This window comes from Nonomuraea sp. NPDC004186, assembly GCF_053603495.1.
The window spans coordinates 31,459-43,853 of record NZ_JBSGFQ010000076.1 but is presented as its reverse complement, the minus strand read 5'-3'; the positions used below and the strand labels follow the sequence as shown (position 1 = coordinate 43,853).

Annotated in this window: 13 protein-coding genes; 4 read left to right on the top strand and 9 right to left on the bottom strand. The window is 69.5% G+C overall.

All coding sequences use genetic code 11. The annotated features are described in order from the left end of the window. The first annotated feature begins 167 nt into the window (after positions 1-167). A complete protein-coding gene (locus tag ACWEPL_RS43695; protein WP_363966180.1) occupies positions 168-458 on the top strand; it encodes a hypothetical protein in 291 nt (96 codons plus the stop codon). Here the strand turns inward: ACWEPL_RS43695 and ACWEPL_RS43690 are convergent. The 9 genes from ACWEPL_RS43690 to ACWEPL_RS43650 form a co-directional block, all read right to left on the bottom strand. After that, positions 430-699: a hypothetical protein gene (locus ACWEPL_RS43690; protein WP_452439661.1), complete on the bottom strand. Its 270-nt coding sequence runs from the start codon at positions 697-699 to the stop codon at positions 430-432. The two genes, ACWEPL_RS43695 and ACWEPL_RS43690, sit on opposite strands and share 29 nt — an antisense overlap. A 1-nt stretch (position 700) precedes the next feature. Further along, positions 701-1,699 (bottom strand): hydroxyacid dehydrogenase, encoded by a 999-nt coding sequence (locus ACWEPL_RS43685; RefSeq protein WP_452439660.1) that lies wholly within the window; start codon positions 1,697-1,699, stop codon positions 701-703. Beyond that, on the bottom strand, positions 1,696-2,613 hold the full coding sequence (locus tag ACWEPL_RS43680) for a carbohydrate ABC transporter permease (RefSeq protein WP_452439659.1): 918 nt from the start codon (positions 2,611-2,613) through the stop codon (positions 1,696-1,698). The genes ACWEPL_RS43685 and ACWEPL_RS43680 overlap by 4 nt, the downstream gene beginning before the upstream one ends. Continuing rightward, positions 2,610-3,506 carry a carbohydrate ABC transporter permease gene (locus ACWEPL_RS43675; RefSeq protein ID WP_452439658.1) on the bottom strand — a complete coding sequence of 299 codons (897 nt, stop codon included), beginning with the start codon at positions 3,504-3,506 and terminating at the stop codon, positions 2,610-2,612. Before ACWEPL_RS43675 ends, ACWEPL_RS43680 begins: the two co-directional genes overlap by 4 nt. Before the next feature lie 29 nt (positions 3,507-3,535). Beyond that, positions 3,536-4,849, bottom strand: coding sequence for an ABC transporter substrate-binding protein (locus ACWEPL_RS43670; protein WP_452439657.1), 1,314 nt, complete (start codon positions 4,847-4,849; stop codon positions 3,536-3,538). A gap of 133 nt (positions 4,850-4,982) precedes the next feature. Further along, positions 4,983-6,068, bottom strand: coding sequence for a substrate-binding domain-containing protein (locus ACWEPL_RS43665; protein ID WP_452439656.1), 1,086 nt, complete (start codon positions 6,066-6,068; stop codon positions 4,983-4,985). Positions 6,069-6,164: 96 nt separating this feature from the next. Continuing rightward, entirely contained in the window at positions 6,165-7,250 is a 1,086-nt protein-coding gene (locus ACWEPL_RS43660; protein ID WP_363966194.1) for a LacI family DNA-binding transcriptional regulator, read from the bottom strand. A 30-nt stretch (positions 7,251-7,280) separates the two neighbouring features. Further along, positions 7,281-8,141, bottom strand: coding sequence for a PfkB family carbohydrate kinase (locus ACWEPL_RS43655; RefSeq protein ID WP_355194117.1), 861 nt, complete (start codon positions 8,139-8,141; stop codon positions 7,281-7,283). A gap of 7 nt (positions 8,142-8,148) precedes the next feature. Further along, entirely contained in the window at positions 8,149-9,150 is a 1,002-nt protein-coding gene (locus tag ACWEPL_RS43650; RefSeq protein WP_355194115.1) for an SIS domain-containing protein, read from the bottom strand. Positions 9,151-9,360: 210 nt separating this feature from the next. On the opposite strand from ACWEPL_RS43650, the gene ACWEPL_RS43645 reads away from it, so the two are divergent. From ACWEPL_RS43645 to ACWEPL_RS43635, 3 genes are read left to right on the top strand one after another with little or no spacing between them, the layout of a single operon-like run. Then, on the top strand, positions 9,361-10,674 hold the full coding sequence (locus ACWEPL_RS43645) for an ABC transporter substrate-binding protein (RefSeq protein WP_452439655.1): 1,314 nt from the start codon (positions 9,361-9,363) through the stop codon (positions 10,672-10,674). Positions 10,675-10,685: 11 nt separating this feature from the next. After that, positions 10,686-11,561, top strand: a complete 876-nt coding sequence (locus ACWEPL_RS43640; RefSeq protein ID WP_363966200.1) for a carbohydrate ABC transporter permease — start codon at positions 10,686-10,688, stop codon at positions 11,559-11,561. Then, positions 11,555-12,391: a carbohydrate ABC transporter permease gene (locus tag ACWEPL_RS43635; protein ID WP_355194109.1), complete on the top strand. Its 837-nt coding sequence runs from the start codon at positions 11,555-11,557 to the stop codon at positions 12,389-12,391. The genes ACWEPL_RS43640 and ACWEPL_RS43635 overlap by 7 nt, the downstream gene beginning before the upstream one ends. The last annotated feature ends 4 nt before the right edge of the window (positions 12,392-12,395 follow it).

Sequence of the window (12,395 nt, the reverse complement as noted above, 5' to 3'; positions counted from 1 at the left end):
CGGGCGCGGCCCACTGGCGACGACCCCAACCACATGGGGTCAACAGCGACGCGGGGGTACGCAGCCGATCAAGGTTGAGCACCCGATCAGGACGCCGTGCCGATCCGTACCTTGGACTCAACGACGGACGTCTTCCGGTGGAATGCGGCAAGTGTCAGAGTATTGCTGTGGCTGAGCAACCCGATGACACGCGAAGGCTTCGCCCGACATGGCCGATCTGGGTCAACCTGCTCTTCATCGTCTTCGGCCTGTTCGTCCTCGTGACCCAGACCTTGGGGCTGCTCGCGGGCGGGCCCTGGGACCTGTTCGGCTGGAACCTGGGGTCATGGTCGTGGCTGGGGCGGCTCGTGGTGATCTTCGGCTGGGTCCTGCTCGTTCACCTGCATGTTCGAGATCTGCTGCGGAAGCACAAGAAGAGCGGGTTGGACGTCACGGGCGGATCCTCACCTCGCCGGTGAAGGTACGACCGTCGGTCAGGTGACCGGCGACGGCACCGGTGCAGCCGGTCACCGCCTTCGCGATGGCGGCGCCGTCCACCCGGAGTTCGCCGTACGGGAGCGCCGTCGCGGCGAGCCTTCCGTCGGCGACCGCGCGGACCGTACTCAGGAGGATCCCGTGGGGCCCGCTCCCGGAACGACCGGATGAGTCGCGCCGGGGCAGGTCCACGTCGAGGCGGGCCGCCCGGAAAGCGCCTGCCAAATCACGCCGAGCGGCCGATCGTGTCGGCGCGGACGGCGTGCGCGAACGGCAGGCCCCGCGTGTACCGTTCCAGCTCGTCGAGTGCCGAGTGGGCCAGGCGGCGCAGCTCGCCGCCCACCGAGCCGGCGACGTGCGGGGTGAGCAGGACGTTCGGCAGGTCGTAGAGCGGCGAGTCCGCCGGGAGGATCTCGGGCTCGGTGACGTCGAGCACGGCGTCGATCCGGCCCGAGGCCAGTTCCTTGGTGAGCGCCTCCATGTCCACCAGCGAGCCGCGCGCGGTGTTGATGAGCGTGGCGCCGTCGGAGAGCAGTCCCAGGCGCCGCGCGTCCAGCAGGTGCCGGGTCTCCGGCAGCGCCGGGGCGTGCACGGAGACGACGTCGGAGGCGGCCAGCAGCTCGTCGAGGCCGACCGGCCGGGCGCCGAGCGCGGCCGCCGCGGTCTCGTCGAGGTACGGGTCGTTGATCAGGAGCTCGAGGTCGAACGGGCGGAGCAGGTCGAGCACCCGTCGGCCGATGTGAGAGGCCCCGATGATCCCGACGGTCCTGCGGTAGTTGCCCAGCGAGGGGAAATGCGCCGCCCAGTCGAGGGCCCGGCGCTGCGTGCGGTAGAGGTCGCGGATGCCGAGGACGCGTTTGCCGGCGAACAGGATCGCTGCGACGGTGTACTCGGCCACGGGGAGCGCGTTGGTGGCGGCGCCCGACGAGACGGCTATGCCGCGTTCCCAGCAGGCGTCGGTGATCAGGCTCTTGACCGTGCCCGCCACGTGGACGACGGCCCGCAGCCCGGGTGCCCGCCGCAGCACGGAGGCGTCGACGGGCGGGCAGCCCCAGCAGGTGACGAGGACCTCGGCCGCGGCCAGCTCCGGCACGTCCGCGAAGTCGCTGACGACCAGGCCGGGGTCGACGTCCACCAGCCGGGTGAGCCGGTCGAGCTCGTCCGGCCCGAACAGGTCGTCCTTGAATCGCGGCTCCATGGCGAGCAGCGCGCGGGGAAGGGTCACTTGACGGCTCCAGCGGTCATGCCCGCTCTCCAGTACCGCTGCAGCACCACGAAGGCGATGACCAGCGGCACGACCGCCACCAGCGAACCGGTGATGGCGAGCAGGTAGTCCTCCGGATGGCCCTGGTTCAGCGACGTGGTCTGCCAGGTGTACAGACCCAGGTTGAGCGGGTAAAGGTGTTGGTCGGTCAGCATCACGAGCGGCAGGAAGAAGCTGTTCCAGATGCCGGTGAACTGGAAGAGGAAGATGGTGACGAAGGCCGTGCGGAGCATCGGGAAGCCGATGCTGAGGAAGGTCCGCAGGTCACCGGCGCCGTCGACGCGGGTCGCCTCGATCACCTCGTCGGGCACGTACGCGGCGCTGAACACCCGGGCGAGGTAGACCCCGAAGGGGAAGACCAGGCTCGGGAGGAAGACGCCCCAGAAGGTGTTCACGATGCCGGTCTTGGACGCCAGCAGGTAGATCGGCAGGGCCATCGCGCTGGCCGGTACGAGCACGCCGAGGAGGATCAGCCCGAAGATCTTCTCCTTGAACGGGAACGAGAGCTTGTCGAAGGCGTACCCCGCCGCCACGCACAGGGTCGTGGCGATGAGGGCGCCGCCCACGGCGTAGAGGGCGGTGTTGCCGAGCCACCGCAGGTAGATGCCGTCACCCGCGCTGAACAGGTGCGCCAGGTTGGCACCGAGGTCGAAGGTGCGCCCGAAGGCGAAGCCGCTGGTGCCGAACAGGTCACGCATGTTCTTCGTGGCCGCCATGAGCAGCCACAGCAGCGGCATCACCGTGTAGAGCACGGCGATGACGAGGACGCCGTTGACGGCGGCACGCGAGAGCAGGCGCGGCATCGGGCGGGAGCCGCGCTTCCTGCGCCGCCTTGAGGCGGGAACCGGCGGTGCGGGCGTCGCGGTCAACGTCATGGCTGCACCCTCCGCGCCGAGAACCGGGTCACGATGAAGGACAGGACCCCGCCGAGCAGGGCGATCAGGATCGAGGCGGACGCGGCCAGGCCGTAGTCGTGGTTGTCGAAGGCCGCGCGCATCGCGTACATGTTCGGGCTCCAGGCGCTGCCGATCTCGGTCGACGCCCGGTAGATCACCTTCGGCTCGGTGAAGAGCTGCAGGGCGCCGATGACGGTGAAGAGCACGTTGAGCGCGATCGCCGGGCGGATGAGCGGGACCTTGATCCGCAGCGCGATCCGCAGCCCGCTCGCCCCGTCGACCGTCCCCGCCTCCAGGACGTCCCTCGGGACGGCCTGCAGGGCGGCGTAGAGGATGACCATGTTGTACCCGACCCACTCCCAGGTGGAGATGTTGACCACCGAGAGCAGGGCGTGGTCGGCCGACAGGAAGCTCCACTTCACGCCGGCCGACTCGAGCACGTCGATCACCGGGCTGAGCCCGGGCGTGTACAGGTACACCCAGATGATCGCGGCGATGAGCCCCGGTACGGCGTGCGGCAGGAAGAGACCGAGCTGGAAGAAGCGTTTCGCCCGGACCATGGCCGAGTCGAGGAGCAGGGCGAGCAGGAGCGCACCCCCGATCATCACCGGGATGTACAGCAGGACGTAGGTCGCGATGACCAGGAAACTGTCCCGGAACGCCGCGTCGCCGAGCGCCCGGGCGTAGTTGCCGAGGCCGACGAAGAAGGTCTCGACGCCGCCGAAGCCGAGGCCGGAGCTGCGCTCGGTGAACAGGCTGAGCCACGCCGCGTACACCAGCGGCGCGACGGAGAAGGCGAGGAACAGCAGGAGGAACGGGCCGACGAGCAGGGCGGCGGTGCGCCCCTGCCCGCGGGCCGGACGGGTCGCCACGGCATCTCCTTGAAGGGGGGAAGTGGGCACTACTGGGCGACGCTCAGGCCGCGGTTCTTGAAGTCCGCCACGGTGGCCTGCTGGGTGCTCGTGAGCACGTCGGCCAGCTTCACCTCGCCGCCGGCGACCTTGCCGAGCGAGTCGGAGATCGCCGTCCCGGTCACGCCGGCGCTCGGCCCCCACGTCCAGCCGGCCGGGATCGACTCGTACGCCTTGGAGACGACGGAGAAGATGTCCTGGCCCCCGTAGAAGTCGGTCTTGAAGGCGCTGGTGGCCGGCAGCAGGGCCGGCGCGGCCGGGAGCATGCTGCTGGTGCCGCTGGACAGCCAGGCCTTCATGCCCTCGGGATCCGTGGTGATCCACTTGATGAACTCGAGAGCCTGCTCAGGGTGCTTGGCGCCCTTGGGGACGGTGAAGGCCGAGCCGCCCAGCATCGCGGAGGCCGGCTGGCCGCCCCAGCTCGGCACCGCCGCGATGGCCCACTTGCCCTTCTGGTCGGGAACGGTGGACTGGAGGGCCCCCGCGCACCAGTTCGCGCAGATGTAGGAGACGACCTGGCCCTTCTGCACGGCCTGGAAGAAGGCATCGTCGCTCGTCGAGTTGTACGTGCCGACCACCCCCTTAAGGACCAGGTCGTTCCAGTACGCGGCCATCTTCTTGGACGGCTCGTCGTCGATGGAGACCTTCCACGACTGGCCCTCGGTGCCGTACCACCGGCCACCGGCCTGCCAGGAAAGCGCGGCCAGCACGCCGGCGTCGGCGGTCGCGAAGATCCCGCCGCGCGCCTTCGCGTCGGCCTTCTTCACGTCCGCGAGCAGCTTCGCGTAGTCGTCCCAGGTCTTCGGCAGCTCCAGCTTGTGCTTGTCGTAGAAGTCCTTGCGGTAGAAGAACATCAGCGGGGCGACGTCGCGAGGGATGCCCCAGGTCTTGCCTCCGAGGTTCACCAGTTGCTGGACCTGGGCGGGGAAGGTCTTGGCGACCACCGGGCCCGCGGTCTCGGTGAGGTCCTCCAGCTCGCCCTGGCTGACCACGTCGGGCAGCTGGTTGTACTCGACGATGGCCACGTCGGGGACATTGCCGGCCTTCACCGAGCTGGCGAGCTTGGTGTAGTAGTCGCCGCCGCTCGGCACGTTCTCCCACTTGACCTGGAAGTCCTTGTGCGTCTTGTTGAAGGCGGCGGTGACGACGTCGGATGCCTTGACGAAGGAGCGGAAGGTGATGACGTCCGCCCCCGGCTTCGCGTCGGAGGCACCCGGATCCGTGCCCCCGCAGGCGGCCAGTGCCGACAGCGAGACGACAGCGCCCGCGAGCAGGGCGGTGATCCGCAGGCATCGAGGCTTCATATGCACCGTCCAGGGAGGGAAGTGAAGATTGGTGCAATCATTTTGTTTCGCATGAAGCCTGTCAATGCATCCCGAAGCAGCGATACGTTACGATCGCGTCACAAGCAGGAAAAACGAAAGAAAACGAAAGTGCCTATGCCTGCGTCGCGCCGCACGACGCCCGGATCCGCAGGCTCGGCCGCAGCAGCAGACCGCACAGCGGCCTGCCCGGATCGTCCAGCCGATCGACGAGCATCCGCACGGCCGCGGCCCCCACCTCCTCCTTGGGCGGCGACACGGCGGTCAGGGGGATGTCGGCGAGGGAGGCGACCTCGTCGTCGTAGGTCACGATCGCCAGATCCTCGGGTATCGAGACGCCGCGGCCGCGAAGCTGCCTGACCAGGGAAAGGGCGTCCATGTCGTTGTGCACGAGCGCGGCGCGCACGCCCTCCTCCCTGAAGGCGTCCAGGAAGTCGTCGGCGTGCTCGTCCATCCCCGCCGGAGCGCCCACGGCGGCCCGTGGGAACATGCGCACGGGCCCCTCCCGCAGGCCGAGAGTGCGCTGGGCGAGCTCGTGTCCCTCGCGGATCCACGGGGTGGTCCTGCTCTCGCAGGCGAGCAGCGCCACCCGCTCGTGTCCCAGCCGGGCGAGATGGCATGTGGCCAGATAGGCGCCGTACGCGTGATCGGTCGCCACCTGCTCCACCGCCGGCATCGACCAGCCCGCCTTCCGCTCGACCAGCACCACGGGCAGGTCGAGCTCGTTGGCCCACTGCTCCGTGGCGAGCGAGAGCGTGGGGTTCTCGCTCGGCGTCAGCAACAGGCCGTCCACGCCGGACGACAGCAGCTGCGCCACCTGGCGGCGGTCCTCCTTCAGGTCGTAGCGGGAGACCGCGAGGCTGATCCGCACGCCGAGCTCGCGCGCGGCCGCCTGCGCGCCCCTGATCACCGCCGGGAAGTAGTACGCGGTCTGCGGCACGAGCATGCCGAGCACGTACGGCTCGCGCTCCCTTTTCCGCTCGCCCGCGGCCGGATCCTCGCTCTCCCGCGCCGGCGCCTCCGGAATCGACACGGCCCCGCCGTGCACCCGGACGAGCAGCCCCCGCCCGGCCAGCTCCCGCACGTCGTGCCGGATGGTCACGGCCGAGACGCCGAGCCTGGCGGCCAGATCGGCGACCTTGACCGAGCCCTTGCGGCTCAGCTCCTGCAAGATCGCCCCGTGTCGCTCCTCGGCCAGCACGTGGGGGCTCCTTCCGGTTCCGCGCGATTTCCTGCGCCATCGTACCGCTGACATTCGCTTTCGAAATCGATCGATTGCGTTTCCAGCGTGGAACGATCATTCCGGGGGTGAGGCCACCGAGGCGCGTTGGATGAGCTCGGAGCGGAGGGTGTGCATGGTGCGGGCCGGCTCGGCGCCGCCCAGGATGTCGAGGAGTACCTCGGCCGCCTTGGCGCCGAGCTGGTGCACCGGCTGGGCGATCATCGTCAGGGGCGGGTCCATGACCGCCGCCCACGCGCTGTCGTCGAACCCGATCAGCGCCACGTCGTCCGGGTAGGACAGCCCCGCCTGGCGCAGGGCGCGCAGGGAGCCGGTCATGCCGTCCGTCTCCGTGCAGAACACGGCGGTGACCCGGTCGGGGAGGGCGAGCATGCGGCCGACCTCCCCCACCACCCGCGCCTCCGTCTTGGGCCCGACCATCACCAGCTCGGGATCGAACGGGATGTGCGCGTCGTCGAGCGCGTCGAGGTAGCCCCGCAACCGCTCGCCGTCGGTCCACAGGTTGCGCGAGGCCGCCGCCAGCAGCTCGCGCCTGGTCGACGGCGGCCGCGCCACCGGCGGCCCCCACACGAACCCGACGCGACGGTGACCGGCCGCGATCAGCACCTCGACCGCCTCACGGGCCGCGTCGCGGTTGTCGATGACCACCGCGTCGAGGTCGAGGGCGGCCACCGCGCGGTCGACGAGCACGACGGGGATGCCCCGGTCCATGGCCGCCCTGATGTGGGCGACCTGGTCGCGGTCGAGCGCGGCCGACGCGACGATGACGCCGTCGACCCGCTTGTCGATGAGCACGTTGGTGGCCGCGATCTCCTCCTGCAGGTCCTCGTACGTGCTCAGCACGATCACGTCGAACCCCCGCGCCCGCGCGCTGTCGGAGATCCCCCGCAGCAACCCCGCGAAGAACGGGTTGCCGATGTCGGCCACGATCACGCCCAGGGTGTGGCTCACGCCCGTCGACATGCTGCGCGCGAGCGCGTTGGCGCGGTAGCCGAGCTTCTCGGCCGCCGCGAGCACCCGCGCGCGCAGCTCCGGGCTGACGTATCCGTAGCCGCCGAGCGTACGGGCCGCCGTGGCGCGGCCCACGCCGGCCTCGGCCGCGACCTCGGAGATCGTCGGCCCCTGGCCACGGTCAGCTGGCATGGATCCCGTCCCCCGTTCCTGATCGGCCCATCACATCGTAGTCAGCCGGCCGCGGCCGAAGGCGCCCTCGACGAAGCACTGGTCGCGGGCCGATTCCGCCCCCAGGGCCAGCGCCCGGGCGATCGGGCCGAGCCCCGGCCGGGCCTCGGAGGTCCAGCCGTCCCGCAGCAGCGAGACGGCGAACCCGGCGAGGAAGGCGTCGCCGCAGCCCATCGTGTCGACGATGCCGTCGGCGCGCCGGGCGGGAGCGCTCACCAGGGCGTGGCCGTCGTGGGCGATGGCGCCGTCCACGCCGCGGGTGCCGACCGCGAGCCGGGCGCCCCGCCGTACCGCCTCGGCCAGGAGGTCGCCGGTGGCGGCCGCGTCGAGGTCGGAGCAGGACAGCAGCACGAGATCGGCGTGCGGGCAGACGCGGTCGAGGTAGGCGGGGCGCCGGTACTCCTCCTCGCTGGACAGGTCGAAGCTGACCAGCGTGCGGAGCTCGGCCAGCTTCGGCAGTTCGGGCTCGCTGCGGGAGTAGACGCTCGAATGCACGAGGTCGAAGCCGCCTGCGTAGCCGAGCAGGCCGTCGTCGAGCACGAGTGGCTCGCGTACGGTGACGCCGCCGCCGTTCCAGCCGAGGAAGACGCGGTCGCCGTCGTCGACCCGCAGGTGCGAGACGCCGCTCTCGCCCTCCCGAACGACGCAGGCGTCGATCGAGACCCCCTCCGCGGCGATCGACTCCCGCAGGAAGCCACCGAGCGAGTCGTCGCCGAAGACGCCCAGGTAGGCCGACTCGAGGCCGAGGCGGCGGGCGTAGACGGCGACGTTGACGCTGTTGCCGCCGGGGTAGTCGACGCCGCGGTCGATGAACCGGTCGACGATGTTGTCGCCGAAGCCGAGCACTCGCATGCGGGCCTCAGTAGTCCATGACCCGGTAGTAGCGGCGCAGGTCGAGGGAGTGGTCCCGGACCCGTTCCAGGTGCTTGCTGACGCGGCTCAGCACGGTGTCGAGCACGAGCGGCGCGAGCAGGCCGCGGAACTCGGGACTGATCCCGGTGAGCGGGTAGTCGCGGGTGTCGAAGACGGTGACGTCCTTGGAGACGCGCCGGGCGAACGCCTCGGCGCGGTCGGTGAGCGGCCGCGTCTCGTCCTCACCCTGGAAGATGATCACGCTGGTGTCCTCTTCGAGCAGCTCGAGCGAGCCGTGGAAGAACTCCGCGCTGTGCACCCTGGTCGTGCGCAGCCACTGCATCTCCTCGAGGATGCACATGGAGTAGAGGTACGTGAACCCCCAGAGGTTCCCGCCGCCGACGAGGAAGTGGTAGCCGCTGTCCTTGTGGGCCTCGGCGAACGCGGCGGCGACCGGCTCGGCCTGCCTGGCGACCTCGACGAGGATCCCCGGGACGCCCTCGAACTCGGCGGCGAACCTCTCGTACCCGTCGAACTCGCCCCGGCGCGCGAGCAGCCGGGTCATGAACAGCAGCAGCTGCATGTCGAAGGGCCAGGTCTTGGGCTGCGAGACGAGCGCCGCGTCCACCTTCGTGGCCACGGGCGAGTCGGGGTGGCCGGTGAAGGAGACCGTGAAGGCTCCCCTGGACCTGCAGTACTCGATCGCGCGGACGGTGTCGTCGGTGGTGCCGGAGACCGAGGTGAAGATCGCCACGGTGTCCTCGCCCAGGCGGGCGTCACCGGAGACGATCAGCTCGGCGGCGATCGCGGCGCGCACGTCGAGCGTCGAGCTGCGCCGGGCCAGGTGCTCGTACGGCCACATCTGGGCGTAGGTGCCGCCGGCGCCGACGAGGAGCACGTGCTTGAACCCCTCGTCCACGAGCCGGTCGACCAGCTCCTCGATCCGTGGGCGCAGGCCCACCGCGCTCGTCACCTGGGAGAGAAATTCCGGCTCGTTGAACCCGAGCATCTTCGCATCCTTTCCGGGGAAATGTCGCGCGACCGATCTGATACCGGTATCACGCGGCAGTCACGTTGACATAGAAGCGCTTGATTCGTCAAACAACCAGCGACTTCAGGGTGATCAGAAAAGATCTTGGCGACTAGGGCTGGTACCGGTATCAGACGAGCTGTAAGGTCGGCCAACACCAAAGGCGTTCCTGAAAGAGAAAGGATGCCCATGCGCCCTCGCGCACTGCCGACGTTCGCGGCACTCCTCGGGACACTCACGCTGGCCGCCTGCTCAGGCGGCCAGCCCGAGCAGGCCCCGGCGGCCGACGCCGCCGCCACGCCGGAGTTCTCCGGCACGCTGAGCATCCTCACCAAGTTCGCCGGCGACCCGACAGGCCCCTACTTCGAGAACCTCGCGGCCGAGTACCGGAAGAAGCACCCGCAGGTGAAGATCGAGCTGATCCAGGAGACCGACCAGAGCGTCAAGGACAAGCTCAAGACGCTCACGGCCTCGGACGCGCTGCCCGACGTCTACTTCACCTGGACCGGCAACTGGGCGGACAACTACATCCGCGGCGGACGCGCCGCCGACCTCACCAAGGTGATCGGCCCGGACACGGAGTGGGGCAGGACGTTCAGCCCCGGCTCGCTGGCCGCCTTCGCCCGCGACGGCAAGAACTACGGGATCCCGCTGTACGGCAACGGCAAGTTCATGGGCTACAGCAAGAGCGCCTTCGCCAAGGCCGGGGTCGAGGTGCCGAAGACGTTCGAGGACCTCGTCGCCGCCTGCGGCCCGCTGCGCAAGGCCGGGTACGAGCCCGTCGCCTTCGGCAACAAGGACGGCTGGCCCGCCCTGCACTACCTGCAGCAGCTGTTCGCCTACAACGTGCCGGACGCCGTGCTCCAGGCCGACTTCGTCCCGGCCACCGCCAAGCTGGACAATCCGGGCTACGTCACCGCGCTCAACCAGTTCAAGACGCTGGTCGACCAGTGCACCGACACGAAGAGCGGCACGAACGGCGTGCTCTACTCCTCGGCGCAGGAGGCCTTCGCCAACGGCAAGGCCGCCATGTACTACCAGGAGATCCTGGAGTTCGACAACGCGACGTCGGGCGAGCTCAAGCCCGCGGACTTCGGCATCTTCCAGCTCCCGGTCCCGGGCGACCACCCCGGCGACCCGGCGGTGCTGGAGGGCTCGCCCGAGGGCTACCTGGTCAACGCCAGGTCCCCCAGGGTGGCGCTGGCCGTCGACTTCATGAAGTTCGCCACGAGCGCGCAGAACGCCAGGACGCTGTCCGCGCCGCCGTACGGGCAGCCCAGCACGGTCGTCGGCGCGGTCACGCCGGAGACCTCCAGCAAGGCCGTCTACGAGGGCGTCCAGCTGGTCAACAAGGCGCCGAAGCTGGCCATCTGGCTCGACATGGTCACCGTGCCCGAGGTGGCGGACGCGTGGCTGGCCGGCGGCGAGGCGATCGTCAGCGGTGGCAAGACCGCCGAGCAGGTGCTCGAAAGCGTGCGCCGGGCCTCGGCCGAAGCCAAGTAGGGAGTCCGCACGTGCGCGCCACGCTCAGGCTCGTATGGGTCCTGCCCGCCCTCGTGCTGGTCGGAGTGTTCGTCTACCTGCCGCTCGTGCAGAACCTGCAGTTCAGCACGCTCAAGTGGGACATCTACAGCGGCAGCCAGGAATACGTCGGGCTCGACAACTACGCCAAGCTCGTCGACGACCCGGTGTTCTGGTCGTCGCTGGGCAACAACGCGCTGTACGCGGTGGTCTCCATCGTGTTCCAGGTGTTCGGCGCGCTCCTGCTCGCCGCGCTCATCGAGAGCATCGGCAGCGAGCGCTGGCGGCGCGGCCTGCGCGCGGTCTACTTCATCCCCTCGGCGATCTCGCTGACCGTCGCGGGGCTGCTGTTCTACTTCGTGTACGAGCCGAACCTGGGCCCGCTCAACCACGCGCTCAAGGCCGTCGGCCTGGGCCGGTTCGCCCAGGCATGGCTGGGCCAGGAGAGCACGGCCATGTCGGCGATCATCGCGATGAGCCAGTGGCAGGGCTTCGGCTACTCCACGCTGCTGTTCGCGGTCGCGATCCAGCGCATCCCCTCGGAGATCTACGGCGCCGCCGCCATCGACGGCGTCGGCCCGATCCGCCGGTTCGTCCACGTGACGGTGCCGCTCGTGCGCGAGATGACCGGGCTCATGGCGATCGTCACCATCTCGGGCGCGTTCCAGGTGTTCAACGAGGTCATGGTGATGACCGCCGGCGGGCCGAACAACTCGACGCAGGTGCTGGGCACCTGGCTGTACCGCAGCGGGTTCGTCCGCAACAACTTCGGCTACGCCGCCGCGGTCGCGACCGTCCTGTTCGTGATCACGCTCGGCATCGCGGTGGCGCAGCTGTGGGTCACCCGCAGGAGAAGGGTGGAATGGTGACGCGCCTGAGCTTCCTCGCGGTGATCGCCCGCGTCTTCATGTGGGCCTTCCTGCTGGCCCTCGCGGTCGTCGTGGTCTATCCGCTGCTGTGGATGACCCTCAACGGGTTCAAGACCAACGCCGAGCTGTTCGGCGACCCGTTCGCGCTGCCCCTGCACTGGAGCTTCGAGAACTACCAGAAGGCGTGGAACCGCGGCGTCAGCGACTACCTGACCACCAGCGTGCTGGTCACGCTGACCTCGACGGTCGCCACGGTGTTCGTCAGCGCGTGGGCCGCCTACGGCCTCACCCGCGTGAACGTCCCGCTCAACCGGACGCTCACGGCGGCGATACTCGGCGGGCTCATGCTCGCCCCCACCGTGGCGCTCGTGCCGCTGGTGAAGATGTTCCAGGCGATGGGGCTGTACAACACGTTCTGGGCGCTGCTCATCCTCTACACCGCCTTCCGCGTCCCGTTCACGACCTTCCTCATCCGGGCGTACATGATCGACCTGCCCCGCGAGGTGGACGAGGCGGCCGAGATGGACGGCGCGGGCCGGTGGACGGCGTTCTGGCGGATCATCCTGCCGATGTGCAAGCCGATCCTGACTTCGACGGTGCTGCTGCACATCCTCTTCACCTGGAACGAGTACCTCTTCGCGATGATCTTCACCAGCGGCACCGGCGTGCAGACCCTCCCTGTGGGCCTGACCAGCCTGATGAGCAAGCACGGCACCGAGTACCCGGTCGTCTTCGCCGGGATGGTGATCGCGGCGCTCCCCGTGGTCCTGCTGTTCTTCCTCGGCCAGCGCTACATCGTCAGGGGCCTCGCCGACGGGGTCGGCAAATAGGCAG

Excerpts from the sequence above, each read along its gene's own strand:
- ACWEPL_RS43650 (WP_355194115.1), bottom strand. The coding sequence starts at position 9,150 with ATGCTCGGGTTCAACGAGCCGGAATTTCTCTCCCAGGTGACGAGCGCG.
- ACWEPL_RS43655 (WP_355194117.1), bottom strand. The coding sequence starts at position 8,141 with ATGCGAGTGCTCGGCTTCGGCGACAACATCGTCGACCGGTTCATCGAC.
- ACWEPL_RS43645 (WP_452439655.1), top strand. The coding sequence starts at position 9,361 with ATGCGCCCTCGCGCACTGCCGACGTTCGCGGCACTCCTCGGGACACTC.
- ACWEPL_RS43670 (WP_452439657.1), bottom strand. The coding sequence starts at position 4,849 with ATGAAGCCTCGATGCCTGCGGATCACCGCCCTGCTCGCGGGCGCTGTC.
- ACWEPL_RS43680 (WP_452439659.1), bottom strand. The coding sequence starts at position 2,613 with ATGACGTTGACCGCGACGCCCGCACCGCCGGTTCCCGCCTCAAGGCGG.
- ACWEPL_RS43635 (WP_355194109.1), top strand. The coding sequence starts at position 11,555 with ATGGTGACGCGCCTGAGCTTCCTCGCGGTGATCGCCCGCGTCTTCATG.
- ACWEPL_RS43660 (WP_363966194.1), bottom strand. The coding sequence starts at position 7,250 with ATGCCAGCTGACCGTGGCCAGGGGCCGACGATCTCCGAGGTCGCGGCC.